Origin of the sequence: Magnetospirillum sp. XM-1 (assembly GCF_001511835.1) — a bacterium.
GTDB lineage: Bacteria > Pseudomonadota > Alphaproteobacteria > Rhodospirillales > Magnetospirillaceae > Phaeospirillum.
In genome coordinates this window covers 1,128,540-1,153,746 of record NZ_LN997848.1, presented here as the reverse complement: position 1 = coordinate 1,153,746, position 25,207 = coordinate 1,128,540, and the positions used below count along the sequence as shown (strand labels likewise).

General features: G+C 68.0%; 29 protein-coding genes. 8 read left to right on the top strand and 21 right to left on the bottom strand.

Translation table 11 applies throughout. The annotated features are described in order from the left end of the window. On the bottom strand, positions 1-639 hold the full coding sequence (locus XM1_RS05510) for a GntR family transcriptional regulator (protein ID WP_068430973.1): 639 nt from the start codon (positions 637-639) through the stop codon (positions 1-3). 99 nt (positions 640-738) lie between these two features. On the opposite strand from XM1_RS05510, the gene XM1_RS05505 reads away from it, so the two are divergent. Further along, the gene (locus tag XM1_RS05505) at positions 739-2,136 is read left to right on the top strand and encodes an SLC13 family permease (RefSeq protein ID WP_068430970.1); all 1,398 of its coding nucleotides are present in this window, start codon (positions 739-741) and stop codon (positions 2,134-2,136) included. A gap of 99 nt (positions 2,137-2,235) precedes the next feature. Here XM1_RS05505 and XM1_RS05500 read toward each other — a convergent pair whose 3' ends face one another. The 3 genes from XM1_RS05500 to XM1_RS05490 form a co-directional block, all read right to left on the bottom strand. Then, positions 2,236-3,567 carry a methyl-accepting chemotaxis protein gene (locus XM1_RS05500; RefSeq protein WP_068430967.1) on the bottom strand — a complete coding sequence of 444 codons (1,332 nt, stop codon included), beginning with the start codon at positions 3,565-3,567 and terminating at the stop codon, positions 2,236-2,238. An 11-nt stretch (positions 3,568-3,578) separates the two neighbouring features. Next, positions 3,579-4,109, bottom strand: coding sequence for a PAS domain-containing protein (locus XM1_RS05495; protein WP_068430964.1), 531 nt, complete (start codon positions 4,107-4,109; stop codon positions 3,579-3,581). 172 nt (positions 4,110-4,281) lie between these two features. Further along, positions 4,282-5,688, bottom strand: a complete 1,407-nt coding sequence (locus tag XM1_RS05490; RefSeq protein WP_068430962.1) for a DUF1566 domain-containing protein — start codon at positions 5,686-5,688, stop codon at positions 4,282-4,284. 180 nt (positions 5,689-5,868) lie between these two features. Here XM1_RS05490 and XM1_RS05485 point away from each other — a divergent pair, with 180 nt between their 5' ends. After that, the gene (locus tag XM1_RS05485) at positions 5,869-6,633 is read left to right on the top strand and encodes an ABC transporter substrate-binding protein (RefSeq protein ID WP_068430959.1); all 765 of its coding nucleotides are present in this window, start codon (positions 5,869-5,871) and stop codon (positions 6,631-6,633) included. On the opposite strand, the gene XM1_RS05480 is transcribed toward XM1_RS05485, so the two are convergent. The 4 genes from XM1_RS05480 to XM1_RS05465 form a co-directional block, all read right to left on the bottom strand. Next, positions 6,605-8,257, bottom strand: a complete 1,653-nt coding sequence (locus tag XM1_RS05480; protein WP_068430956.1) for a SpoIIE family protein phosphatase — start codon at positions 8,255-8,257, stop codon at positions 6,605-6,607. The two genes, XM1_RS05485 and XM1_RS05480, sit on opposite strands and share 29 nt — an antisense overlap. Before the next feature lie 125 nt (positions 8,258-8,382). Next, complete coding sequence (locus tag XM1_RS05475; protein ID WP_068430953.1) at positions 8,383-9,699, bottom strand: sensor histidine kinase; 1,317 nt, start codon at positions 9,697-9,699, stop codon at positions 8,383-8,385. Continuing rightward, complete coding sequence (locus XM1_RS05470; protein WP_068430950.1) at positions 9,686-10,357, bottom strand: response regulator transcription factor; 672 nt, start codon at positions 10,355-10,357, stop codon at positions 9,686-9,688. The genes XM1_RS05475 and XM1_RS05470 overlap by 14 nt, the downstream gene beginning before the upstream one ends. 13 nt (positions 10,358-10,370) lie before the next feature. Continuing rightward, positions 10,371-10,661, bottom strand: coding sequence for a PepSY domain-containing protein (locus XM1_RS05465; protein ID WP_068437527.1), 291 nt, complete (start codon positions 10,659-10,661; stop codon positions 10,371-10,373). A gap of 233 nt (positions 10,662-10,894) precedes the next feature. Here XM1_RS05465 and XM1_RS05460 point away from each other — a divergent pair, with 233 nt between their 5' ends. Next, on the top strand, positions 10,895-11,731 hold the full coding sequence (locus XM1_RS05460; RefSeq protein ID WP_068430948.1) for a DUF1924 domain-containing protein: 837 nt from the start codon (positions 10,895-10,897) through the stop codon (positions 11,729-11,731). 110 nt (positions 11,732-11,841) lie between these two features. Continuing rightward, the gene (locus XM1_RS05455) at positions 11,842-12,306 is read left to right on the top strand and encodes a diheme cytochrome c (protein WP_068437524.1); all 465 of its coding nucleotides are present in this window, start codon (positions 11,842-11,844) and stop codon (positions 12,304-12,306) included. Positions 12,307-12,394: 88 nt separating this feature from the next. On the opposite strand, the gene XM1_RS05450 is transcribed toward XM1_RS05455, so the two are convergent. After that, positions 12,395-12,889 carry an SH3 domain-containing protein gene (locus XM1_RS05450; protein WP_231920695.1) on the bottom strand — a complete coding sequence of 165 codons (495 nt, stop codon included), beginning with the start codon at positions 12,887-12,889 and terminating at the stop codon, positions 12,395-12,397. A gap of 180 nt (positions 12,890-13,069) precedes the next feature. On the opposite strand from XM1_RS05450, the gene XM1_RS05445 reads away from it, so the two are divergent. Then, positions 13,070-14,056 carry a D-glycerate dehydrogenase gene (locus XM1_RS05445; RefSeq protein ID WP_068430945.1) on the top strand — a complete coding sequence of 329 codons (987 nt, stop codon included), beginning with the start codon at positions 13,070-13,072 and terminating at the stop codon, positions 14,054-14,056. 63 nt (positions 14,057-14,119) lie between these two features. Here the strand turns inward: XM1_RS05445 and XM1_RS05440 are convergent, their stop codons facing one another. The 11 genes from XM1_RS05440 to XM1_RS23865 form a co-directional block, all read right to left on the bottom strand. Continuing rightward, a complete protein-coding gene (locus tag XM1_RS05440) occupies positions 14,120-14,626 on the bottom strand; it encodes a Spy/CpxP family protein refolding chaperone (protein ID WP_068430943.1) in 507 nt (168 codons plus the stop codon). Between the two features lie 104 nt (positions 14,627-14,730). Next, positions 14,731-15,177 (bottom strand): DsrE/DsrF/DrsH-like family protein, encoded by a 447-nt coding sequence (locus tag XM1_RS05435; protein WP_068430940.1) that lies wholly within the window; start codon positions 15,175-15,177, stop codon positions 14,731-14,733. Then, complete coding sequence (locus tag XM1_RS05430; protein WP_068430937.1) at positions 15,164-15,964, bottom strand: molybdopterin-synthase adenylyltransferase MoeB; 801 nt, start codon at positions 15,962-15,964, stop codon at positions 15,164-15,166. The genes XM1_RS05435 and XM1_RS05430 overlap by 14 nt, the downstream gene beginning before the upstream one ends. 95 nt (positions 15,965-16,059) lie before the next feature. After that, the gene (cysK, locus tag XM1_RS05425; RefSeq protein WP_068430935.1) at positions 16,060-17,019 is read right to left on the bottom strand and encodes a cysteine synthase A; all 960 of its coding nucleotides are present in this window, start codon (positions 17,017-17,019) and stop codon (positions 16,060-16,062) included. 55 nt (positions 17,020-17,074) lie between these two features. Further along, entirely contained in the window at positions 17,075-17,530 is a 456-nt protein-coding gene (locus XM1_RS05420) for an Rrf2 family transcriptional regulator (RefSeq protein WP_068430932.1), read from the bottom strand. 5 nt (positions 17,531-17,535) lie between these two features. After that, positions 17,536-17,991, bottom strand: coding sequence for a dUTP diphosphatase (gene dut, locus XM1_RS05415; RefSeq protein ID WP_068430929.1), 456 nt, complete (start codon positions 17,989-17,991; stop codon positions 17,536-17,538). Next, entirely contained in the window at positions 17,991-19,196 is a 1,206-nt protein-coding gene (gene coaBC / locus XM1_RS05410; protein ID WP_068430926.1) for a bifunctional phosphopantothenoylcysteine decarboxylase/phosphopantothenate--cysteine ligase CoaBC, read from the bottom strand. Before coaBC ends, dut begins: the two co-directional genes overlap by 1 nt. Before the next feature lie 94 nt (positions 19,197-19,290). Next, on the bottom strand, positions 19,291-20,394 hold the full coding sequence (locus tag XM1_RS05405) for a S9 family peptidase (protein WP_068430924.1): 1,104 nt from the start codon (positions 20,392-20,394) through the stop codon (positions 19,291-19,293). A 126-nt stretch (positions 20,395-20,520) separates the two neighbouring features. Further along, positions 20,521-22,179: a chaperonin GroEL gene (gene groL, locus XM1_RS05400; RefSeq protein WP_068430920.1), complete on the bottom strand. Its 1,659-nt coding sequence runs from the start codon at positions 22,177-22,179 to the stop codon at positions 20,521-20,523. Between the two features lie 28 nt (positions 22,180-22,207). Beyond that, positions 22,208-22,495, bottom strand: coding sequence for a co-chaperone GroES (groES, locus tag XM1_RS05395; protein ID WP_008613804.1), 288 nt, complete (start codon positions 22,493-22,495; stop codon positions 22,208-22,210). A gap of 98 nt (positions 22,496-22,593) precedes the next feature. Beyond that, a complete protein-coding gene (locus XM1_RS23865) occupies positions 22,594-22,740 on the bottom strand; it encodes a hypothetical protein (protein WP_156428650.1) in 147 nt (48 codons plus the stop codon). Here XM1_RS23865 and XM1_RS05390 point away from each other — a divergent pair. The 3 genes from XM1_RS05390 (at position 22,739) to XM1_RS05380 (ending at position 24,116) form a co-directional block, all read left to right on the top strand. After that, positions 22,739-23,422, top strand: coding sequence for a DUF2076 domain-containing protein (locus XM1_RS05390; RefSeq protein WP_068430916.1), 684 nt, complete (start codon positions 22,739-22,741; stop codon positions 23,420-23,422). The two genes, XM1_RS23865 and XM1_RS05390, sit on opposite strands and share 2 nt — an antisense overlap. Before the next feature lie 65 nt (positions 23,423-23,487). After that, the gene (locus tag XM1_RS05385; RefSeq protein ID WP_068430913.1) at positions 23,488-23,730 is read left to right on the top strand and encodes a DUF1178 family protein; all 243 of its coding nucleotides are present in this window, start codon (positions 23,488-23,490) and stop codon (positions 23,728-23,730) included. Beyond that, complete coding sequence (locus XM1_RS05380; RefSeq protein ID WP_068437517.1) at positions 23,730-24,116, top strand: VOC family protein; 387 nt, start codon at positions 23,730-23,732, stop codon at positions 24,114-24,116. The genes XM1_RS05385 and XM1_RS05380 overlap by 1 nt, the downstream gene beginning before the upstream one ends. Here XM1_RS05380 and XM1_RS05375 read toward each other — a convergent pair. Then, positions 24,113-25,186 carry a carboxysome shell carbonic anhydrase domain-containg protein gene (locus XM1_RS05375; protein ID WP_068430910.1) on the bottom strand — a complete coding sequence of 358 codons (1,074 nt, stop codon included), beginning with the start codon at positions 25,184-25,186 and terminating at the stop codon, positions 24,113-24,115. The two genes, XM1_RS05380 and XM1_RS05375, sit on opposite strands and share 4 nt — an antisense overlap. Positions 25,187-25,207 lie beyond the last annotated feature (21 nt).

Below are 25,207 nucleotides of genomic sequence, written 5' to 3'. Positions count from 1 at the left end.
CTAAGCCTCGATCCCGCGGGCGATGCGGCGGATATGGGCGCGGATTTCGGCCTCGGCGGCATCGGGGTCGCGATGGGCGATGGCTTCGACCATGCGGGCGTGCTCGTCCACCCGTTCGTCCAGCAGCGCCGGACGGGCGCCGGGGCGGATGCACATGGCCTTGGCCCTGGCCCACAGCCGCTCGACGATCTTGACCATCACCTTGTTGCCCGCCGCTTGGGCCATCAGGGAATGGAAGCGGGCGGCCTCGGCGGCGTAGTCGTCCATAGCGCCGCCCGAAAGGGCGGCCCGCTGGCGTTCGACCGAGGCGCGCAGCTCCGCCACCTGCCCGGGGCTGGCCCTCTCGGCGGCCAGACGGGCGGCGGCGCCTTCCAGCACCTCGCGGGTCTCCATGATCTCCAGCAGGCCATCGAGGTCGAAGCCGACGAAGAACACGCCCTGGCGCGGCCGCACCTCGACGATACCGTCGGCTTCCAGCCGGGCGATGGCCTGCCAGACCGGCGAGCGGCTGACTCCCAGTTGCCGCGCCAGATCCTCGACGCTGATCTTGTCGCCGGGCGCGAAGCGCTCGCCGCCCAGCAGCATGTCGCGCAGCGCCGCATAGGCTTGCTCCGCCAGATTGGTCTTGTGCAGCTTCATGCCGACGATCCTCTCTCCCCTCCTCGAAGTGTGCCAAAGCTGGACTCCGGAGGCAAACAGGAATAACGTATCACGTAACATGAAACACGAGGTAGCGTGATGAGCCTGTCCCCCTCCCGAATTTCGTTGCCGCCAATTCCGCTGCCACGCGCCCTGGCCTGGGCCGCCGTGATCGCCGGGGCGGCGATCGTCGTCATCGACCCGCTTCCGGGAACCGAAGGCCGGGTCCTGGGGCTGGCGGTGGCGTTCATCGGATTGTGGGCCACGGCGGTGATGCCCGAACCCATCGTGGCGGTGTTCTTCTTCACCACGGCCATGCTGCTGAAGGCGGCCCCGTCCTCGGCGGTGTTCGGCGGCTTCCAGTCGGCGGCCCTGTGGCTGGTGTTCGGCGGGCTGGTGATGGGGGTGGCGGTGCGCTCCACCGGCCTGGGCGAGCGTCTGGGAACCCGGCTTTCCCACGCCTTCGGCTCCAGCTATTGGGGAATCATCGGCGGGGTGACCCTGGTGGGCGTCGCCATGGGCTTCCTGATGCCGTCCTCCATGGGCCGGGCCATCCTGTTGATGCCCATCGCGGTGGGGCTGGCCGAGCGCTACGGCTTCGCGCCGGGCTCCAACGGCCGGGTGGGCGTGGTGCTGGCCGCCGCCTTCGGCTGCCACGTGCCCACCTTTTCCATCCTGCCCGCCAACCTGCCCAACCTGGTGCTGGTGGGCGCGTCGGAGACCCTGTGGCACTACACGCCGAGCTATGGCGCCTATCTGCTGCTGCATTTTCCCGTGCTGGGCTTCTTGAAGACCGCCATCATGATTCCGCTGATCGTCAAGCTGTGGCCCGACACGCCAAAGCCCGAGGCGGCGGGCCGGGCGCTGGGCCCCATGACGCGCCAGGAGGGGCAGCTGTCCCTGCTGCTGGCCGCCGCCCTGGTGCTGTGGGCCACCGACTTCCTGCACCATGTCAGCCCGGCCTGGGTCAGCATGGCGGCGGGCGCCCTGTTGCTGCTGCCCGGAATCGGCCTGGTGGACCGCAAGGCCTTCAACGAGCAGATCAATTACGGCTCGATGTTCTATGTGGCGGGCATCATGGGATTGGGCGCCATCGTCGACCAGTCGGGACTGGGCGCGCGTCTGGCCGGGGCGATCCTCGACATCCTGCCCCTGGCGCCGGGCCAGCCGGCCACCAACTTCACCGCGCTGGCGGTGCTGTCCACCGTGGTCAGCGTCTTCACCACCCTGCCCGGCGGACCGGCGGTGCTGACCCCCATGGCCGGGCAGATGGCCGAGGCGTCCGGCCTGCTGGTGGAAGCGGTGCTGATGAGCCAAGTGCTGGGCTTTTCCAACCCCATCCTGCCCTACCAGTCGGCCCCCATGGTGGTGGCCATGCAGCTGGGCGGCGAGCGCCTGGGCCCGGCCCAGAAGCTGTGCCTGTGGCTGGCGGGCATCACCATCGTCGTCCTGCTGCCGCTGAACTTCCTGTGGTGGCGGCTGCTGGGGTGGATCTGATCCCCAAGGGCGAGGAGGTCGTTTACTAGGCCCAAGGGGCCGCGCGCCTTATGGCGCGGGAGCCAAGCGCCCGGCGATTGAGGGCGATACGTAAAGCGTTCAGCGCACCTTGCTGACGTAGGCGTTGACCTCGTCGTTCAGGGCCTCGACCACCTTGGACAGGGTGCGCGCGCTCCAGATGACGCGCACCGTGCCGCCACAGGCCTGGGCGGTGGATTGCGACAGGTGGGCGACGTTCTCGGACACCTCCGAGGCCTTGGCCGCCACCTCGTCGATATGGGCCGAGATGTCGCGGGTCACCGCCTCCTGCTCCTGCACCGCGCCGGCGATGGCCGCCGAGATGCTGTCGATGGTGCGGATGGTGGCGACCACGCCCTCGATGCCCGAGGCGGCGGAACGCGCCGCGTCCTGCACCGCGCCCACCTGGCGCGAGATGTCCTCGGTGGCGCGCGCCGTCTGGTTGGCGAGGTTCTTCACCTCGTTGGCGACCACGGCGAAGCCCTTGCCCGCCTCGCCGGCCCGGGCCGCCTCGATGGTGGCGTTGAGCGCCAGCAGGTTGGTCTGGGCCGCGATGTCGTTGATCAGCTGCACCACCACGCCGATCTGGCTGACCGATTCGGCCAGACCGTTCATGCGGTCGACGGTCTCGCCGATGTCGGACACGGCATTCTGGGCCACCGAGGCCGACTGGGTGACCTGCTGGGCGATCTCGTTGATGGCGTGAGCCAGCTGGCGGGTGGATTCGGACACCGCCGAGGCCAGATGGGTGGTGGTATCCGCCGCCTCGCCCACGGTGATCGAGCGGCCGCCGGCGCTTTCCGAGCGCCCGGCCATGGTCTGGGCGGTGCGCCCGATGCCGGTGGTGGCGGTGGCCACCTGGGAGACCATCTCGTGGACGTTCTTCTCGAAGGTCTGGGTTTCCTGGTCGCGGGCTTCCATGTCGCCCAGCACCTTGTTGATCATCTCGGCATAGAGGTGGTAATCGCCGCGCAGGCCCTGGACGGGGATATAGCGGAAATATTCCTTGGCCCCGGCCCGCTTCATGGCGGCGCCGGTATCCTTGGCGAATTCCTCGGTCAGGTCGAGAACGTGGTTGAGGCCGTTCATCATCCGGCCCAGTTCGTCCTTACGGCCGATGCGCAGCACCCGGACGTTGAGGTCGCCCTGGGCGGCGTGATGGGCCACCGCGGCGCCGCGCTCGATCAGGCCCAGCACCGCGCCCACCTCGCGGAAGGCGGCCAGCGACACCGCCAGCAGGAACAGCCCGGCCAGCCCCAGGGCCACCAGCGCGCCGACGGCGAAGCCCGCACCGCCCTCGGTGGAAAACAGCCGCCAGACGGCGACCAGCGCCACCAGCACGATGACGGCCACCGCCGACCCCACCAGGAAGGCGGCGGTATTGGTGCGGCCACGCAGCGTCGGATTGGACATGATCTTGTCTCCTACCGGCTGATGGTCATGATCAGGCGGTCATAGCTGTCGAAGCCGAGATCGCCGATGGTCTTGACCAGGGCGGCGAAGGATTGCTCCACGCCCTGCTTGCGGTCGGCGGCGCTGTTCTCGATACCCAGCAGGGTCTCGTAAAGCGGCTTGATCGTGGCCACCGCCTCGGCCTTGGGGACCCGGCGGTTGGAATGATAGCCCACCATCTTGCCGGTCTGGTCGTAGCAGGGGGTGACGTGGGCGAAGACCCAGTAGTGATCGCCGTTCTTGGCCCGGTTCAGCACATAGGCGAACACCTCGTGGCCGTCGGCGATGCGGTCCCACAGGAACTTGAACACGCAGCGCGGCATCGCCGGATGGCGCAGGATCGAATGGGGTGCGCCAAGAAGCTCTTCCTCGGTATAGCCGCTGATGCCCAGGAAAATGTCGTTAGCGTAGGTAATTTTTCCTGTCAGGTCGGTCTTGGAAACGATGACGTCGTCCCACTGGAAGGTTCTTTCCACATTGGTCAATGAACGGTCGATGGCCATGATGGACCTTCCCAGCCGGAAAATTCTTTGGAATCAACATCAGAGAAGTTCTAGTTCCTGTCCATCGGAGATAAGCCAATCCTCGATGAAGCAAAACGAAAGTGTTATGCCGCGCCGGTAGTGTCAACCGGCATGTATCCCCATGCCGTGGCCCGAACGCGTCGTGTCGCCGTCATGCCCCGCCGCGGACGCAGCGGGCCGTGTTGTAGATGCGGAGCACGTCGCCCTGGGGACCCGCGCCACGCGGCAGGCGGGATTCATCGCCGCCTTTCGGGCTGCTGCGCTGGGCGCCGGCGCCATGCACGTCGAGCAGCCGCATCTCTCCCGAGCCGCCGGCTTCGGCCCGGCCAAAACCCGGCCCGCCCATGGGACCATTGCCCATGGGACCATTGCCCGGAGGGGGACCGCCACCCGGAGGAGGGCCGAAGCCACCACCGGGCGGGGGCCCGAAACCGCCGCCAGGCGGTGGACCGCCACCGGGCGGAGGGCCGCCACGCCGTCCCATCCATCCGCCGGCCCGCCCGAAGGCGACGTAGACGGCGAAATCGCCCATCACCCGCCCGTCCAGATGGGTGGTGGAGGTCCAGGCATAGGGCCAGTCGCGCTTGCCCTGGTCGTCGGCGATGGCGGTGATGGCGAAGACCGGGTCGATGGCGGCCGAGCCGGTGACGTCGGGGGCGCGGGTGTAATCGACGATGGAGTGAAGCTCCTTGGCGTCGGGCAGCCGCCAGTCGGCATGGCCGGCGAAGTCCAGTCCGGAACAGAAGGCCAGGGCCTCGCGCCAGTCGAGCCGGCCGTCCCGCCGGGCCGTTCCGGCCATGGCGCGGCGAAAGGCCTCGCCGCCGCTGTCGGCCTGGGTCCAGGTCAGGCCGGTGGCACGGTCGCTGACGGTTCCGTCGCCGTTGTCGACGAAGTCGTTGCGGCCGTAATCGGGATTGCCGCGCACGAAACGGGCATACCACACCCGCCGGCCCGGCCCGCCGTCCTGGGGATAGCCCTTGATGCGGCCATCGGCAAAATTGACGCCGAAGAAGGCCTTGTCGCCCCCCATCACCGTGCCGGCATAGACGGTCCGCGTCAGGTACTGGGCGTCGATGAAGCGCCCCTGGGCCGGATATTCGAAGGCGAAGGCGCGTGTGTCGATATAGGGCCGCGCGTCGGCCGGGGCGCCGGTCTGCTCGGGCCGGGCGCTGCCGGTGGAGCCGTCGAAGCGGATCAGCGAATACAGTTCCTTGATGGTGGGAACCCGCCAGTCGGCATGGCCGCCGGTCCTGGCCCCGGCGGCGGCCGCCGCCGCCTCGGCGAAGCCCAGCTTGCGGAACCCCTTCTCCCACATCAGGCCGGTCAGGGGATCGGTGACGGTTCCGTCGCCATTGTCGCCATAGGCCGGCAGGGCCAAACGCCGCTGGCCGTCCTGTCCCCAGAAGGGCGCCCCCTTGGCGGCGGGACAAGGCGCGGCGCCGCGATCGTCATAGCAGCCCGTCTGGCCGGTGCCGGCCACGGGGTAGGAGCGCTCCGCCGCCCAGGCCGGCTCCAGAAGCATGACACTCAGGATCACGGACGGAATGAGGTGGCGCATCAAATCCCTCCCAGATCGGCAGCCCTCGCCTTTTTAATTTGAACGCACCGGCCACCGGACACAACGGCCGGAATTCTGTGCATCGAAACATCCTTGCCGAAATCGAGAGCAAGATCATTGACGGAGCGCCGTTCCGCAGGCTTCCATCGTGAAGGGCTCTCTTCGGATAGGGTGGGCGTGATGGGCAGGTGGATCAGCGCATTCCTTCTCGTGCTGGGTGCGGCGCTGCCCGCCGAGGCGGTGGACGTAAGCGTGGCCATCGGCCACTCCAAGTCGCCTTACGTGTTTCCCGATGAAGAACGGGGCATCGAATTCGATATCGTCAAGGAAGCCCTGGCCCTTGAAGGCCATCGGATGATACCGGCCTTTCTGCCCATGACCCGGGTGCTCAAGGCGCTGGAAAAGGGCCAAGTGGCTGCCGCCATGACGCAACAGCCCGGCATCGTCCCGGGAGCCGCCTATTCCGACACCTACATCACCTACCACAACTTCGCCATCAGCCTGGACGCCAATGCAATCGCCCTGTCGGAGGTCTCCGACCTCGGCGGCAAGTCGGTGGTGGCTTTCCAGAACGCGACCCTCGTTCTCGGCCCCAACTACCGCAAGGTGGCCGAAAGCAACCCGCGCTATCTCGAAGAGGCCAACCAGATGGCGCAGCCCCTGCTCCTCTACCTGGGCAGGACCGACGTGATCATCGCGGATCCGAACATCTTCGGCTGGTACGCCGGCCGCCCCGAAGTCAGGTCCAAGGTCGACACCACTCAGAAGCTGCGCTACGCGCCCCTGTTCCCGCCGATCGACTACCGCATGGCCTTCCGCGACCCCGCCTTGCGCGATGCCTTCAATCGAGGATTGGCCAAGCTGCGCGCCAGCGGCGCCTACGACCGCATCATCGCCGGCTATGCCGACCAGATGGTCACGAGGCCTTCGGCCGGATCGCGATGAACGTCATGTCGTCGCGGCAGGGCTGTTCGCCGCGCCAGGAATCGAGGGTGGCGAACAGCTTTTCCTTCTGCTCCTCCAGCGGCAGATGGGCGAGACCGCCCAGCGCCTCCTGCAGCCGCTTGCGGCCGAACAGCCGGCGGTTGGGGCCGCCCATGTGGTCGATCAGGCCGTCGGTGTAGAGGTAGAAGGTGGCGCCGGGAAGGATGGGCACCTCGTGGCAGGCGAAGGTGGCGTCGGGCGGGCTGTCGCGGTAACCCAGGCTGCGGCGGTCGCCGCGGATGACCTTCATGTGGCCGTCGCTCCACACCATCAGCGGCAGGTTGGCGCCGGCGAAGGTGGCGATGCCGCGCGCCTGGTCGAAGACACAGATGGCAGCGTCCAGCCCGTCGTCGGCGGGGGCGTCGGCCCGGTCCTGGCGCAGCGCTGACTTCACCAGGAAATTGAGCAGCGCCAGGATCACCGCCGGGTCGTCATGGCCGTGGTGGTGAAGGATGCGGGCCAGGATCGACGACACCACGGCGGTCATGAAGGCGCCGGGCACGCCGTGGCCGGTGCAGTCCATCACCGCCACCACGGTCTTGTCGCCGAAGGTGCCGGTCCAGTAATAGTCGCCGCCGACGATGTCGAAGGGCCGCCAGCCCACGGTGAACTCGGCCACCGCCCCGTCCAGCGCCGCCGTGTCGGGCAGCAGGGCCGTCTGGATGCGGCTGGCGTAGCGGATGCCGTCGGAAATGAAGCGGTTGGCCTTTTCCAGGTCGGCGTTGGCGCGCTCCACCCCTTCCTTCTGCTGCTCCAGTTCGCGGGTGCGCTCCTGCACCCGCAGTTCCAGGTCGCGGGCCAGGGCGGCCAGCGCCCCTTCCGCCGCGTCGCGGCCGTCCAGCCCGCGCTGGGATTCCGCCAGCAGGGCGTTGACGTTGCGGACCAGCAGACCCAACTCGTCCCCCTTGTGGCGCTGGGGCAGGTCGATCAGCGAAGCCCCGGGCCGGGCCGGGTCCACCTTGGCGACCGCGTGGCCGATCTTCAGCAGCGGCTTGGTGATCAGGCCGTAGAACACCGCCACCACCAGCAGGCACAAGACGATGGTGCGCGCCGCGCCCGACGCGGCGCTGGCCGTCACATGGTCGAGATAGCGGTTGAGCAGCAAGGCCGGGTCGAGGCGCAGTTCCAGCTTGCCCACGTCGCTGGCCGCTTCCTTCATGCGGGTCTGGAGCTGCAGGGAATGCTGGGCGACGTCGCCGAACAGCCGCTCGGCCAGTCCGGGAAAGGCGGTGGTGCCAGGTGGCCGGCGCACCTGGCCCAGAACGTCGCCGAAATTGTCGGTCAGCCGCGCCTCGGCCACCATGGGGTCCAGCGCCAGACCGCCCACCACTTCGCCTGCCAGGTCGTGGCTCAGCATGTAGGCGGCTTCCACCGCCGTGCCGCGCACCAGGGCCAGGTTGGCCCGGCTGCTCTCCACCACCTCGCGGCGCATGCGCTGGTAATCGACCGACAGGTCCCAGACTCCCGAGGCCGCGCCGAGGCCCAGCGCGATCAGCAGCGTCGCCACCGCCTGTTTGAAGGACAGGCCGCGGAAGGTGCCGATATGACTGGTTCTGGACGGAGGAAGCGGGGTGGTGACGTTCACGGGGGAGGCTCTCGGAGGAAAGCTGTGCGGACTCCATGATAAACAAGGCTGCGGCGCTGTCACGCGCATTCGGGGGCGACCGCAACCTGAGCAGAAGGAGGGCGGGACGCCCGCCCCCGTCCGGCTCAAGATGACGAGGCTTGCTCCGCCAGGCTGACCGCCAGACCGCCCCATTCCGAGCGGCCGAAGGAAAGCGACAGGCCGCCCAGCGCCGCCAGGTCGGCGACGATGGCCAGCCCCAGGCCCGAGCCCGGCACGCTTTCGTCCAGGCGGATGCCGCGGCCCGCCGCTGCCGCCGCCTGTTCCGGCGACAGGCCCGGCCCGTCGTCCTCGACGGCGATCCGGCCGGAAGCGGCCGTGACCCTGACCCGCGTCCTGGCCCATTTGCAGGCGTTGTCCATCAGGTTGCCGGCCATCTCGGCCAGATCGTCGGCCTCGCCTGCGAAATCGGCCTCGGGCGGGCAATGGATGGCGATCTCGATGGAGCGGCCGGCATGAACCTTGCGCAGGGCGCCGGCCAGATCGGCCAGCAGCGGGGCCAGATTCACCCGCCGCCCCACCGCCCGCGACGACGAGGAATCGGCGGCGGCGCGGGCCAGATGCAGGTCGATCAGCCGCGTCACCCGTTCGATCTGCGGCGCGGCCTGCGGGACGCCGCCGCATTCGGCGCGCAAGACCGCCAGCGGCGTCTTCAGCGCATGGGCCAGATTGCCCAGATGGTTGCGGGCGTGGCGGATCAGGCGCTCGTCGTGGTCCAGCACCCGGTTCATGGACTCCACCAGCGGGGCGATTTCCGCCGGATAGACGCCGCCCAGGCGCGACGCCCCCCGTGTCAGCTGGTCCAGCTCGTCCTCGAGACGGCGCAAGGGTTTGAGGCCATAACCCACCTGCACCATCACCGCCGCCAGCAGGCCCAACCCCAGCCCGCCCAGCGACAGGGCGAGCAGCAGGCGGAAGCGCCCGATCTCGGCATCCAGCTCGGCGCGGTCGGCGGCCACCGCCACATGCAGGCGCTGCCCGTTCTCGCCCAGGGCCAGATCGCGCTCCATCACCTCGAGGATCTGGCCGCGCGGCCCCGTCTCGCGGCGGATGTGCAGCGCGCCGGGCTCCACTTCCGCCGCGACGGCCAAAGCGGAATCCCACAGCGAGCGCGAGCGCGCCTTGACGCCGCCATCGCCCGAGACCTGCCAGTACCAGCCGGAATAAGGCTGCTCGAAGCGCGGCTCGCCCACCGGGCGGCCCACGGCGACGCGCCCGTCCTCGGCGGTCTCGACCAGGGCCAGCAGGGCGCGCAGATGGGTGTCGAGGCGGCGGCAGAAGGCCTGCTCGGCGCTGTCGGCGAAGGCGTGGCCGAGCACCAGTCCACCCGCCGCCAGGGCCAGCATTATCCAGGCCCCCGCCCCCAGGATCAGGCGGCGGCGCAGGGAATCAGGCTTCGCCACCAGGGGCCTCCATGCGCCAGCCCTGCCCCCTGAGCGTGTGGATCACATCGACGCCCAGCTTGCGGCGGATACGCGCCACCAGAACGTCCAGCACGTTGGAATCGGGGTCGGCGTCGCGGTCGTAGACATGCTCCACCAGTTCCGAGCGGCTGACCACCCGCCCCTGGTGATGGGCGAGGTAGGAGAGGATGCGGAACTCCTGGGCGGTCAGCGCCACCGGCAGCCCGTCGCGGCTGACCTTTCCGCCGATCGTGTCAATGCGCAAGGGGCCGCAGACGATCTCGGGCGAAGCGTGGCCGGCGGCGCGGCGGATCAGGGCGCGGACGCGGGTGACCACCTCTTCCATCTCGAAGGGCTTGGTGACGTAGTCGTCGGCCCCGGCGTTGAAGGCCTGGGACTTTTCCGCCCAGCGGGCGCGGGCCGTCAGCACCATCACCGGCATGCTCCGCCCGGCCTCGCGCCAGCGGCCCAGCACGGTGATGCCGTCGATCCTGGGCAGGCCGAGGTCGAGAATCACCGCGTCATAGGCCTCGGTGTCGCCCAGATGCCAGCCGTTCTCGCCATCATAGGCGGTGTCCACCGCGAAGCCCGCCGCCTCCAGGGCGCGTTCCAGCGCCAGGGTCAACTGCGGCTCGTCCTCGACGACCAAGACTCTCATGGGGACAGGACCCTCATCGCTTCTCCTTGACCTTGAGGCGGGTGCCGTCGACGGCATCATAGTAGAGCTTCAAGAGTCGCCCGTCGCGGGTCAGGCGCTTGATCTCGTAGACCCGGCGGCCGCGCTTGTCCTCCAGCTCGGCCTCGATCAGCTCGCCGGGATAGTCGCGGTCCACCTGTTCCAGAATGCGCTCGAGCGGCAGGATCTCGCCCGCCTGCACCAGGCGGCGGATGCGGTCGTGGTCGTCCCCCGCCCAGGCGGGGAAGCAGACGAGGAACAGCAGGGCGGCGGCAATGGCTTTCATGTCCAAATCATCGTCCCCGACGCATGAACGGCGGATGAACCGGCGGGTCACGCCCGGTTCAGGCGACATGCCCCATCCTGTCGCCAGATGAGGTCACGAACAAGGAGTTCCCCCATGCTGACCCGCATGATCATCCATGGCCTGATGGCCGCCCTGATCGTCGCCGGTGGCGCCTATGCCTACGCCGCCAATGTGCAGCCGGTGTCCTTCTCCTCGCACCAGGAGCACCACTGATGAACGCCCGGTGGGAATTCCGCCTGTTGCGCCTGTGGCACGCCGCCCTGGCCGGAGGCTTCCTGGTGGCCTACGTCACCGCCGACGAGGACACCTACGCCATGCACGTCTTCGCCGGCTATTGGGTGGTGGCCGCCATCGCGCTTCGCCTGGGCCTCGCCGCGCTGGGCTCGTCCAGCGGGCCGCTGGCCCTGCCCCGGCCCCGCCTCGCCTGGGCCCGGCCCGGCCGCAATCCGCTGTTCGCCTGGATGGCCGCCATCCTGATCGTCGGCATGGCGGTGGCCGGAGTGACCGGCGTCGCCGCCGATTTCATTCCGCCGCTCGAGGATCTGCATGAAGGTCTGGCCGAGGCCTCCCTGTGGCTGGTGCTGGCCCATGCCGCCATCATCGCCTGGATCTTCCAGGGCCGCCGGGTGCGCGAGATGCTGAAGGGCGCCACCCCGGCGCTGCTGGCCATCGCTCTCTTGGCAGCCCCCGCCGCCTTCGCCGCCGACGCCGCCCGCGACGCCATCAAGGCGGGCTATGCCAAGCAGGCCGGAGCGGGCTTTGGCGGGTTCTCGGCGGAACGCGGCCGGACGCTGTTCGAATCCAAGAACACCGCCAGCCCCGACTACGCCTCGTGCACCACCTGCCATACCGCCGATCCCACCGCCCAGGGCCGCCACGCCAAGACCGGCCGCGCCATCCAGCCGGTGGCGGTCTCGGCCAATCCCAAGCGGTTCACCGATGCCGCCAAGGTGGAGGAGCGCTTCGAGCGCGACTGCCAGACGGTGCTGGGCCGGGTCTGTACCGCCACCGAAAAGGGCGACTACATCGCCTATATGGAGAGCAAGTGATGAAGCGCATCAGTCCAGACCAGCCCCCTCAATCGCCGGGCGCGCCCTCCGGGTCGCTTGGCTCCCGCCGCATAAGCGGCGCGGCCACCTTGTGGCCGGCCAGCGGCCGAATGCTTCGACGGCTGGCATTGGCCGCGGCGTTCAGCCTCGCCGCCTTTCCCGCCCTGGCCGACCGGGTCCGCCCGGTGACCGATCCCGAAACCCAGGCGGCCTGCGGCGAATGCCACATGGCGTTCCAGCCCGCCTTCCTGCCCGCCCGTTCCTGGGACCGCATGATGGGCCAGCTGTCCGACCATTTCGGCGACAACGCCGCCATGGCCCCCGACAAGACCGAGCGCATCCGCAAGGTGCTGATGGAGGGCGCCGCAGACACCGGCGGCGGCAAGGCGGGCTCCAAGGCGCTGCGCGGCATCGGGTCAAAGGACGTGCCGCTGCGCATCACCGAGCTGCCGCGCTTCCAAAAGAAGCACGACCGCATCGCCGAGCGCGAGTGGAAGCGGCCCGAGGTCATGAGCAAGGCCAACTGCCCCGCCTGCCACAAGGGCGCCGAGGCCGGCCTTTACGACGACGACTGAGGTTCAGGCGGTCCGCGCTCCCCCTTCCGGCGGGCCGCCGGCGGGGCCGGGTTCCAGGGAGGATGAGCCCTCGAATCCGGCCCTTGGCCTATTCGATCCACTCGCCCTTGTAGACGCCCCATATCTCGTCGCGTTTGAACCAGCCCTGAATCTGGTTGATCTCGACGCGGCAGAAATCGCGGTTGCGCGGGCATTGCAGCAGGCGGCCCAGCACGCCTGAATCGACCAGGGCCAAGGTGTCGGCGCTGTCGGAATCGCCGCCCCTGAGCGTGCGCTGGCTGCCGATCACCACCATCATGCGCCGGCCCGACAGCATGGATTGGTGCACCCAGCCCTCGGTCCCCTGCCAGTCCCTGATCTTGCGCCAGGCCTCGAACTCGGCGATGACCTCGACGGGCAGGTCCTTGCGCGAATAGATCCAGTCGATGGGATAACGCTGGCCCGGTCCGGCCCGCAGATTGACCTCGTCCGAGCGAAGCGAGACGAAACGGGGCAGCGGCAGGCCGCTGGCCTCGCCGGCCAGGGCGGCGGGTGCGAGGCCGGCAAGCACGGCCACCAGCACGCTTGCCCCCCATTTGCGCATAAAGGCCCTCCCCAACTTCGGCAATCCATCCTCCTTCCGGCGGCGTATTATAGAGTGCCACGGCCCGACCCGGTCAAGGCGGGCGGAGGTTTGCGATTTAAAGAAGGTCCAACTGGCCTCTGGACAAGGGGTCTACGAGTTGCTAGGTCGATAGGGAAACGTTCCGGGAGGAAACAGGAAATGCCGCACAAGAAGCCCGTCGTCGTGGTCAGCCGCAAGCTGCCCGACGCCATCGAAACCCGGATGATGGAACTGTTCGACACCCGCTTGAACGTCGACGATCATCCCATGACCAAGGCCGAGCTGATCGAGGCCGTCAAGGTCGCCGACGTGCTGGTTCCCACCGTCACCGACCGCATCGACGCCGGCATCTTGTCCAATGCGGGCCCCAACCTGAAGCTGGTGGCCAATTTCGGCACCGGTGTCGACCACATCGACCTGGCCACGGCGCGGAGCCGGGGCATCATCGTCACCAACACGCCCGGCGTGCTGACCGAGGACACCGCCGACATGGCCATGGCGCTGATCCTGTCGGTGCCGCGCCGCATCGCCGAGGGCGAGCGCCTGATCCGCTCGGGCGACTGGAAGGGCTGGAGCCCGACCCACATGCTGGGCCACCGCATCTGGGGCAAGCGCTTAGGGATTATCGGCATGGGCCGCATCGGCCAGGCGGTGGCACGCCGCGCCAAGGCCTTCGGCATGTCCATCCACTACCACAACAGGAAGCGCGTCCACCCGGACATCGAAGGCGAGCTGGAGGCCACCTACTGGGAGAGCCTGGACCAGATGCTGGCCCGCATGGACGTGGTCACCATCCATTGCCCGCACACCCCCGCCACCTTCCACCTGCTGTCGGCGCGCCGCCTGGAACTGCTGCCCAAGCACGCCTACGTGGTCAACACGGCGCGCGGCGAGATCGTCGACGAGAACGCGCTGACCCGCATGCTGATCCGGGGCGACCTGGCCGGCGCCGGCCTGGACGTGTTCGAGCACGAGCCGGCGGTCAACCCCAAGCTGCTGGCGCTGGACAACGTGGTGCTGCTGCCCCATCTGGGCTCGGCCACCATCGAGGGCCGCATCGACATGGGCGAGAAGGTGCTAGTCAACATCAAGACCTTCGCCGACGGCCACCAGCCGCCGGACCGCGTGCTGGCCTCGATGTTCTAAAAGGCAGCGACCAAGGCAAAGCCCCCCGAAGCATCGCTTCGGGGGGCTTTTTCTTTGGATGGCTCAGTGATGCATCATCATCCCGCCATGGCGGCCGTGGCCGAAACCACCCTTGCCGCCCATGCCGCCCATCACTTCGTCGGCGACCTTCTGCTGCTCCAGCGACAGGCTGGCGTAGAAATCCTTCATGGCGGGAACCATCTTGCGCATGGATTCGGCGCGGGCCTCGGCCACCTTCTGCATGCGGTCCATGCGCTCGGGCAGGGTGGCGAGCTTGGCGGGGTCGGCCTTGTCCTCGCACATCTGGCGCATGGGGACGGCGGCCTCCTTCATGGTCTCGCCCAGGCGCTTGAACTCGGCCTTCTGGGTCTCGGTCAGCTTCAGCTTGACCTCGTTATAGGCCATGCGGGCGGCCATGCGGGCCTCCATGTCGTAGCACATGCGGCTCATGCGCTCGAAATTGGCGGCCTTGGGGCCGGCGGCCGGGTCGGCGGCGCGGGCCACGTTCACCAGGGCGGCGAGGCCCAGCACGATGGCGACGGAGGCGGTGATCAGGGTAATGCGGCTCATGGGGCACCTGTGAACGGGTGGATCGGAATGACACCGTTCTACAGGGGCCGCGTAACCGGCGAATGTCGCCGGAACGGGAAAATGGTAACGCTTGGTAACTGCGCTCAGATGAACAGCATGCCGCCGGTCTTAGACGCGTCGGCCAGGAAGGTCACCACGCCGCCCTTGGCGACGGGGACGTCGGGGCGGAGCGAATCGGGGTCCATGCCCAGGGCTTTGAGGCCCATCTCGCAGACCATGAAGGTGACCCCTAAGGCCACGCAGGCTTCCAGCAGTTCCTCGAAGCGGCCCACGCCCTTGGCCTTGAACCCGTCGTCCACCCATTTGGCGGCGCGGCCGTCCGAGCATTTGAGCCGCGTCCAGGCGGGCTGGCCGTCGGGCAGCGCCTTTTCCAGCACGCGGCCCGCCCACATGGTGAAGAACAGCGTCACCGGCGTGTTGGAGGCGATGGCGGCGGCGGCCATCACCAAAGCGTAGTGGATGCGGTCGAAATCGCCCGAGAACACCACGATGGACAGCTTGTCCGGCGAATTGCGTTCAGCCGCAGACATTGGCGGTGCTCCCGTGGGCCGAAAGGTCGGTGATGGTGGGATGGTCGCCGCACAAGGGACAGCCGGGGTCGCGCGGCACCCGCACGGTGCGCCACGCCACCGAAAGCGCGTCGTAGATCACCAGCTTGCCCGCCAGCGATTCGCCGATGCCCAGCAATTCCTTGATCACCTCGGTGGCCTGCATGGCCCCCATGGTGCCGGCGATGGCGCCCAGCACCCCGGCGCTGGAGCAGGTGGGCACATGGCCCTCGGGCGGGGGCTCGCGGTAGATGCAGCGATAGCAGGGACCATTCGGCTTGTAGGTGGCGAGCTGGCCGTCGAAACGCAGGATGGCCGCCGACACCAGGGTCTTGCCCTCCAGCCTGGCGGCGTCGTTGACCAGGAAACGGGTGGGGAAGTTGTCGGAGCCGTCGGCGATCACCTGGAAGTCGCGGAAGATCTCCCGCGCATTGTCCTTGTCCAGGCGCTGGCGGATGGGCACCACCTTGACGTCCGGATTGATGTCGGCCACCGCGGCGGCCGCGCTGTCCACCTTGGCGCGGCCCACGCCCGAGGTGCGGTGGATGATCTGGCGCTGCAGGTTGGACAGCTCCACCTCGTCGTCGTCGATCACCCCGATGGTCCCCACCCCGGCGGCGGCGAGATAGAGGATCACCGGCGAGCCCAGCCCGCCCGCCCCGATCACCAGAGCCGAGGAGTTGAGCAGCCTGGCCTGGCCCACGCCGCCCACCTCCGGCAGGATGATGTGGCGGGCGTAGCGGTGGATCTGCTCCTCGGTGAAGTCCATGACGATGGCCTCTAGAAAGTCGTCACCCCCGGACTTGGGTCCGGGGGTCCATGGATGCCCGGGTCAAGAGCCCGAGCATGACGACTATAACGTCCCTACACCTGATCGAACAGGGCGGTGGACAGGTAGCGCTCGGCGAAGCTGGGGATGATGGCGACGATCAGCTTGCCGGCGTTCTCGGGGCGCGAGCCCAGTTCGAGCGCGGCGGCGATGGCCGCACCCGACGAGATGCCCACCGGAATGCCTTCCAGCTTGGCGGCCTTGCGCGCGGTGGAAAGCGCCGTCTCGTTGCCGATCTGCAGGATCTCGTCGATCACGCCCTTGTCCAGGATGTCCGGCACGAAGCCGGCACCGATGCCCTGGATCTTGTGCGGGCCGGGGGCGCCGCCCGACAGGACCGGGCTGTCCTCGGGCTCCACCGCCACCATCTTCAGGCCCGGCTTGCGCGCCTTGAGGATGTGGCCGATGCCCGAGATGGTGCCGCCGGTGCCGACGCCCGACACGATGATGTCCACCTTGCCGTTGGTGTCGTTCCAGATCTCCTCGGCGGTGGTCTTCTCGTGGATGGCCGGGTTGGCTTCGTTCTTGAACTGCTGCGGCATGATGGCGCCCGGCGTGGAAGCCAGAAGCTCCTCGGCTTGGCGCACGGCGCCGGTCATGCCCTTGGACGCCGGGGTCAGCACGATCTCGGCGCCGAGCAGCTGCAGCATCTTGCGGCGCTCCAGCGACATGCTTTCCGGCATGCACAGGATCAGCTTGTAGCCCTTGGCGGCGGCCACGAAGGCCAGCGCGATGCCGGTATTGCCCGAGGTCGGCTCGATGATGGTGCCGCCCGGCTTCAGCTGGCCCGAGACCTCGGCCGCCTCGATCATGGCGAAGCCGATGCGGTCCTTGACCGAGGCCAGCGGATTGAAGAACTCCAGCTTGCCGACGATGTCGGCCTTGGAGCCGGATTCGGCGGCCATGCGCTTGAAGCGCACCAGCGGCGTGGCGCCGATGGTGTCGATGATGCTGTCGTAGATCTTGCCGCGGAAGGCGGGGGCGGAACTGGTCATCTTAAATTCCCCACATCGATTGTGTAGTACTGTAATTAACTACATCGTATCAAAGTTAGATGATGAAGTCCAACTTCTGATGCGCCTCGCTGGGAATGCCGCCCTTGTAGGCGCGCATGCACAGCTCGTCGATGGAGATGGCGTCGAGCCGCGACATGATCTCCTCGGTCAGGTCGCCCCACATGGGACGGATGACGTTCTTGCCCAGCTCGGAGGCCGGCATGTCCTGGTAGGGATCCTCGGCGGTCTCGAGCGCGCGGACCACGCGCACCACCTCGCCCACCGAGATGCGGCGGCGCTCCCGCGCCAGGCGGTAGCCGCCGCGCGGCCCGCGCACGCCCACCAGGATGCCGGCGCGCACCAATTGCTGCAGGGTCTGTTCCAGATAGCGGCGCGGAATGCCCTGGCGCCTTGTGATCTCGCGGCTCTGCACCGGCTCGCCGCCGGCGTGGTAGGCGATATCGAGAACCGCCTCGATGGCGAACAGCATTTTCTTGGAAGGCCGCAGCATGAGGTCTAGCCCTTCTTTCCCGTGCCGGTCGAGCCGAAGCCGCCGGTCCCCCTTTGGGTATCGTCCAAACTTTCCGCTTCGCGCCATTGCGCCCGCGACACCGGCGCCACCACCATCTGGGCAATGCGCATGCCGCGCGAAATGGCAAACGCGGTCTGGCCCAGATTGATCAGGATGACGCCCACCTCGCCCCGGTAATCGGCATCGATGGTGCCCGGCGCGTTCAGCACCGTGATGCCGTGCTTGGCGGCCAGGCCGGAACGCGGCCGCACCTGGGCCTCGAAGCCTTCGGGCAGGGCGATGGCGAAACCGGCGGGAATGATCGCCCGCTCGCCTGGGCCCAAGGTGATGTCGGCGGGGATGCAGGCCATCAGGTCCATGCCCGCCGCGTGCGCCGTCTCGTAGGCTGGCAGCGGAAGATCGGCGGCGTGCTCCAGGCGCAGAATGCTGACTTGAACCATCACAGTTTCCCCAAAGCCCTGGCGATGCGCTCGGCCAGCCTGCGCGCCACTTCGTCCTTGCCCATGGCCGGCCAGGATTCCGTGCCCGCTCCGTCCATGACGTGGACGGTGTTGGCATCGCCGCCGAAGGTGCCGCTGCCCTCGGAGACGTCGTTGGCGACGATCCAGTCACAGCCCTTGCGCGCCCGCTTGTCGGCGGCGTGTTCCAGCAGCTTCTCCGTCTCGGCGGCAAAGCCCACCACCAGACGGGGCCGCGCCGGCCCTTCCGCCTTGGACACCGTCATCAGGATGTCGGGATTGGGAGTAAGCTCGATGGTGGGCGGCGGATCGCCCACCTTCTTCTTGCGCTTCTCGGTGGCGCGGTTGGCCACCGTCCAGTCGGCGACGGCCGCCGCGCACACCACCACATCGGCGGGCAGGAGGCCACGCACCGCGTTCAGCATCTGGATGGCGCTTTCCACCTTCACCACGCGCATTCCGGCGGGATCAGGGATGGTGACCGGGCCGCTGACCAGGGTGACCTCGGCCCCCAGGGCGGCCAGGGCGCCGGCGATGGCGTGGCCCTGCTTGCCCGACGAGCGGTTGGCGATGAAGCGCACCGGGTCGATGGCCTCGTGCGTCGGGCCGCTGGTGACCACGGCCTTCACGCCCGAAAGCGGGCCGTCGGACAGCATGGCCCCGATGGCGGCCAGAATCTCGGCGGGCTCGGCCATGCGGCCCGCCCCCACCTCGCCGCAGGCCAGGTCGCCGGCCCCGGGGCCCACGCGGGCGACGCCGCGGCCCTCCAGGATCGCCATGTTGGCCTTTGTCGCCGCGTGCTCCCACATCATGGTGTTCATGGCCGGCGCCACCAGCACCCGCTTGTCGGTGGCGAGCAGCGCGGTGGACGCCAGATCGTCGGCGATGCCGGCGGCCATCTTGGCCAGCAAATTGGCGGTGGCCGGCGCCACCACCACCAGATCGGCTTCCCGCGAGAGCCTGATATGGCCCATCTCGGCCTCGTCGGTGAGCGAGAAGGTCTCCTGATAGACCTTATCGCCCGACAGCGCCGCCACCGAAAGCGGGGTGACGAAATTGGCCCCGCCCTTGGTCAGGATGCAGCGCACGGCGCATCCCCGATCCTTCAGGCGACGGATCAGTTCCAGCGACTTGTAGGCGGCGATGCCGCCCGAGATGATGAGAAGTACCCGCCTGCCATCCAGCACTGTGAAGCCTCGAAAAAATACGGTGGCGTTGTGTGGTTACGGTAGCGGGTGCGAAGCGGTGGTGCAAGGGGCGAGTCGATCCCGCCGGATCACCCTACTCCACCGTTTCGTCGTCGATCATGACGGTGCGGCAGGTCCTTTTGGCGTTCTTGCGGCAATTGGCCATGGCGTCCTCGACCGCCGCGTCGATGGTCTTCTGGCCGCTGCGCCAGCCGTAGCTTCCGTCGCCGCTCAGGGCGAAGGCCTTGTGGTCCGAGGCGTCCAGGAACTTGCGAAACGATTCCTTGCCCTGGGCGCTGAGGCGGCCGGGATAGGTGATGGAGGCCTCGTCGCGGCTGGGCAGCAGCCGGTCCACCAGGGTCAGGTGCTGCCGCGCCAGGAAGTCGTCCACATAACGCGTCCAGATGGGCTGACCTTTTTCCGAGAACAGGCTGTGCCCGTCATTCCCGAAGGGAGCGGCGGCGATGAATTCGGCCTTGCCGCCGGCCCCGGCAAAGGCGTCGTGGAACTGCCGGGCCAAAGCGGGCCCGAAAAAATGGTCGTTCTCGGCATAGACCCACAGCATGGGAACCCGCGAGGTCTTGCCGAAAGTGGCGAAGGCCTCCACCAGCCGGGCGGGAACGCAGACCTCGTCGGGACGGACCGAGCCCCTGCCCCCGGCGAAGCTGATGGCGGCGACCAGGCCGGGGGGCGGATCGGCGGCGAGCGCCACGGTGGCCAGACCGCCCGCCGAGCGGCCGACGCTGAGAATGCGCGACGCATCCACATAGGGCTTGGCCGCCATGGCGCGGATCACCGCCCGGATGTCATCGGCCGAGCGGCGGCCCGAGGTGACGTAGTCGGGAGAGGCGCATTTGCCGCTGCTTTCCACGTACTCGCCTTCGGACTGGCCATAGCCGCGCCGCATGAAGGTGACCACCACCCAGCCCCTTCGGGCGAATTCGCGGGCCTGGGCGCGCATGGCGCCGGGGCTCATCGTCTCGCGGTCGGCGGCGTCGCGGGGCGCGCCATGACTGAGCACCGCCAGCGGATGGCGCAGGCGATCGTCGGGACGGATGATCAGCGCGTCGAGGGCGACGGCCCGCCCGCCCTCGGAGAACGACACGGCCAAGCCGCCGGCTTCCTCGACCAGCCCGGCCCGGGCGGCCGGCACGAAGCCGACGAACAGTGCGAGAAAGGCGATGACCAGCGTCTTCATGGTGCCTCCGCAGGGCATGGCGAAGAGCAAAGAGTAGACGGTTTGGAGCGATTGAAAAGAAAAACCCCCCTCCCGTTGCCGGGAGAGGGGTTTCCTTCAACGCGGGTAAGCGTCGGTTGGCCGGACTTAGAAGTCCATGCCGCCCATGCCGCCCATGCCACCCATGCCGCCCATGTCGCCGCCGGGCATGCCGCCCACGTCCTTCTTGGGGCGCTCGGCGATCATGGCTTCGGTGGTGATCAGCAGGCCGGCCACGGAAGCCGCGTCCTGCAGCGCGGTGCGCACGACCTTGGTCGGATCGATGATGCCGGCCTTGATCATGTCGGTGTAGACGCCGGTCTGGGCGTCGAAGCCGAAGGCCAGGTCCTTGGACTCGCCGATCTTGCCGGCGACAACGGCGCCGTCATGGCCGGCGTTCTCGGCGATCTGACGCACCGGAGCCTGCAGCGCGCGACGGACGATGCCGATGCCCACTTCCTGGTCCGGGTTGCCGGACTTCAGGCCTTCCAGGGCCTTGACGGCGTGCAGCAGGGCGACGCCGCCGCCCGGGACGATGCCTTCCTCGACCGCGGCGCGGGTGGCGTGCAGGGCGTCGTCAACGCGATCCTTGCGCTCCTTCACCTCGATCTCGGACGCGCCGCCGACCTTGATGACGGCCACGCCGCCAGCCAGCTTGGCCAGACGCTCCTGCAGCTTCTCGCGGTCGTAGTCCGAGGTGGTCTCCTCGATCTGCGCGCGGATCTGCTTGCAACGGGCGTCGATGTCGCCCTTCTTGCCCGAGCCGTCGACGATGGTGGTGTCTTCCTTGGTGATGGTGATGCGCTTGGACGTGCCCAGCATCTCCAGGTTGACGCTTTCCAGCTTGATGCCGAGGTCTTCGCTGATCACCTGACCACCGGTCAGGATGGCGATGTCTTCCAGCATGGCCTTGCGGCGGTCGCCGAAGCCCGGAGCCTTCACCGCCGCGACCTTCAGGCCGCCGCGCAACTTGTTGACCACCAGGGTGGCCAGGGCCTCGCCCTCGATGTCCTCGGCGATGATCACCAGCGGACGACCGGACTGAACCACCTGCTCGAGCACGGGCAGCAGGGGCTGCAGGCCCGACAGCTTCTTCTCGTGCAGCAGGATGTAGGGGTTATCCAGCTCGCAGGTCATCTTCTCGGCGTTGGTCACGAAGTACGGGCTGGTGTAGCCACGGTCGAACTGCATGCCCTCGACCACGTCCAGCTCGGTGTCCAGGCCCTTGGCCTCCTCGACGGTGATCACACCCTCGTTGCCGACCTTTTCCATGGCCTTGGCGATCATGTCGCCGATTTCCTTCTCGCCGTTGGCGGAGATGGTGCCGACCTGGGCGATCTCGGCATTGGTGGCGACCTTGCGCGAACGCGACTTCACGTTCTCGACCACGGCGGCCACGGCCAGATCGACGCCGCGCTTCAGATCCATCGGATTGAGGCCGGCGGCCACGGCCTTGACGCCCTCGCGGACGATGGCCTGGGCCAGCACGGTGGCGGTGGTGGTGCCGTCACCGGCCAGATCGGCGGTCTTCGAGGCCACTTCGCGCACCATCTGGGCGCCCATGTTCTCGAACTTGTCGGCCAGCTCGATCTCCTTGGCGACGGTAACGCCGTCCTTGGTGATGCGCGGAGCGCCGAACGACTTCTCGATCACCACGTTGCGGCCCTTGGGACCCAGGGTGACCTTCACCGCATCGGCGAGAATGTCGACGCCGCGCAGCATGCGGGTGCGGGCGTCGGTGGAGAACTTGACTTCCTTGGCAGCCATTTGTCTGAACCTCTATGGAATTCTGGAATTAGGCGAGAATGCCGAGAATGTCGGATTCCTTCATGATCAGCAGATCGACACCGTCGATCTTGACCTCGGTGCCGGACCACTTGCCGAACAGCACGCGGTCGCCGGCCTTGACGTCGAGCGCCACCAGCTTGCCGTCGTCGCCACGGGTGCCGGAACCGACAGCCACCACTTCACCCTGCATGGGCTTTTCCTTGGCGGTGTCGGGGATGATGATGCCGCCGGCGGTCTTCTCTTCGGCGTCGAGGCGCTTGACCAGCACGCGGTCATGGAGCGGACGGAACTTCATTTCGGGAATTACCTCCGTAAGACGTTTCGATCTGCCGGGGTGCTGTTAGCACTCTCCGGCGACGAGTGCCAACCATCTAGGAGGGGTGAGCGGGAGAGTCAAGCGCGATCGGGTGAAATTTCCCGCACTTTTCGGAGCAGATTGTAGCAACTTAATGATTCGTAATGATAAATTTCCGCCATGGACATGCCGCGATTCGCACCTACATTCTTGCTCAGCGATTTCTCACCGGGAAGGCGAGCCATGACCCCCTCCGAACGTGACCTGATTCTTAGCGTGTTCGACCGTCTGTCGAAGCTGGCGGGCGGGCCCAAGGACCGCGAAGCCGAGGCCCTGATCGTTGAGCGCCTGCGCGCCGTGCCGGATGCCGCCTACAACCTAGTCGAGGCGGTGGTGGTGCAGGAAATGGCCATCAAGGAGAACGAGGCCCGCATCCGCGACCTCGAGGCCCGGCTGGCCGGCCAGTCCCAGCCGCAGCAGCCCGGCGGCGGCTTCGGCCGGGGGGCGTGGGGCGGCGGACGCGGCTCGGTGCCCGCCACTCAGGCGCCGCAGCAGCAGGTCCAGCAGCAGCAATACGCGCCGCCTCCGCAGCAGCAATACGCCCAGCAGCCCTCGCCCTGGGGCGGCCAGCCCTCGGCCGGCGGCGGCTTCCTGCGCACGGCGGCGGGTGCCGCGGTGGGCGTGGCCGGCGGCATGCTGCTGGCCAACAGCATCTCGTCCATGTTCGCCGGCGGCCATGGCGGCTCGTCGGCCGGCACCGGCGCGCAAACCGCGGGCGACACCACCATCAACAATTACTACGGCTCGTCGGCCCCGGCGGGCGACACGGCGGCCCAGCCCAGCTACGACACCACCATCGCCGACGACCAGAGCTATGGCGATTTCGACCCCGGCTACGACGTGGGCGGCGGCGACGACAGCTTCTAGACCGATTGCAACTTGGGAAGCCGCTCCCCTATAAAGGGGCGGTTTCCTTGTTTCGAGAGCCCGACATGATCCTCTATACGCTGCGCTGCTCCCACGACCACCACTTCGAGGAATGGTTCGACAACAGCGGCGATTACGACGCCAAGAAGGAGGCCGGCGCTCTGACCTGTCCCGAATGCGGCGACAAGGAAGTGGGCAAGGCGATCATGGCCCCCAACGTGGGCAAGGGCCGTGCGGCCGCCGCCCCGCCGCCGTCCTGCGGCACCCCCATGGGCTGCGGCGGCTGCCCCATGGCGGGAAGCCATTGATCAGTATCGACCGCATTGACCATTTCGTCCTGACGGTGGCCGACATCGCCGCCACCTGCGCCTTCTACCAGACGGTTCTGGGCATGGAGGTGGTGGAGTTCGGAGCGGGCCGCAAGGCTCTGGCCTTCGGTGGCCAGAAGATCAACTTGCACCAGAAGGGCCGTGAATTCGAGCCCAAGGCCCTCCACCCCACCGGCGGCTCGGCCGATTTCTGCCTGACCACCACCATTCCCATCACGGAGGTGATCGCCCACCTGAACGGATACGGCGTCGCCATCGAGGATGGGCCGGTGGCGAGGACGGGGGCGCGCGGCCCCCTCGTCTCGGTCTATATCCGCGATCCCGACGGCAATCTGGTGGAAATCAGCAACGAAGCCGCCGGTTAATCGGCCAGCAGTTCCAGATCCCGCGACCGCCAGTCCAGCACGGCGGTGCGCTTGCTCATCTTTGCCGCCAGCTGGGGGAAGTCCTCGGCCAGCACGCCTGCGGCGAAGTCGGAGAGGAAGCGCGACTTCAGCTCGGCCCGCGCCCGGTCGACGCCGATCTCGTCATAGGGCACCGAGGCCAGCAGCAGGAAGCCGTCGTCGGGAATGCGCCCGGCCTTCATGTTGTCCTCGATGATGCCGGCGGCCTTGCGCAAGGGATCGGCCAGATCGGGGCTGTAGGGGCCGATGATCAGGGCCAGGTTGGGGGTGTGCAGGAAGTCGAAGCCCCGGCCCAGGCAGATCATCCATTCGCGATGCTCCACGTCCAGCAGGCGCTCGTGACGGCGGGTCTGGTCGCGCACCGTGGCGACGTGCTCCAGGTTCCCGAGAAGCAGCGGCAACAGATCAGCGCGCATCTGGGCCGGCATGTCGGGCAGCAGGGCGGCGAGGCGCGGCTCCAGGGTGGCGGCCTCGGACGCAGACAGGGCGGCGAGGTCGAGGGTCGCGCCGCCACGGCCGTGGATCACCAGGGCGTCCTCGTCGGTCTCGAAGCCGCAGACCAGGGGATAGACCGTGCCGTGGCCGGTGCCGAAGATATGCTCCAGCTGGGCGCGAATCTGGCGGGTATGAGCGATGGCGGCGTCGGTGTCGTAGCCGAACCCGGCGCAGCCGCGCTTCCTGTCGCCCTTGGACCAGTGGTAGGTGATCAGGAACAGCACCCGGCGTCCCGACTCCACCATGCGGGTGACGTGGTGGGCCAGCACCTCGCCCAGATGGGGCCAGCCCAGGTCGAACATGCCGCCCAGATTGCGGAACGGCATCAGGATGCCGGCCGGCGTGTTGGTGGCGACGGGAATGTTGATGCGCCCGTCCATGCATTTCAGCACGGCGATGGCGGTGGGGTGTTCGGCGAGATAGCGCTGGCGGGCCAGCCATGCCTCGGGGCCGCGAAACACCTCGCCATGGCGGCGGGCCAGGTCGAACAGCCAGTCGATGCGCTCAGGAATGGGACGGCGGTGAATGTCGGGCATGACCTTCTCCTGCCTGTTTTC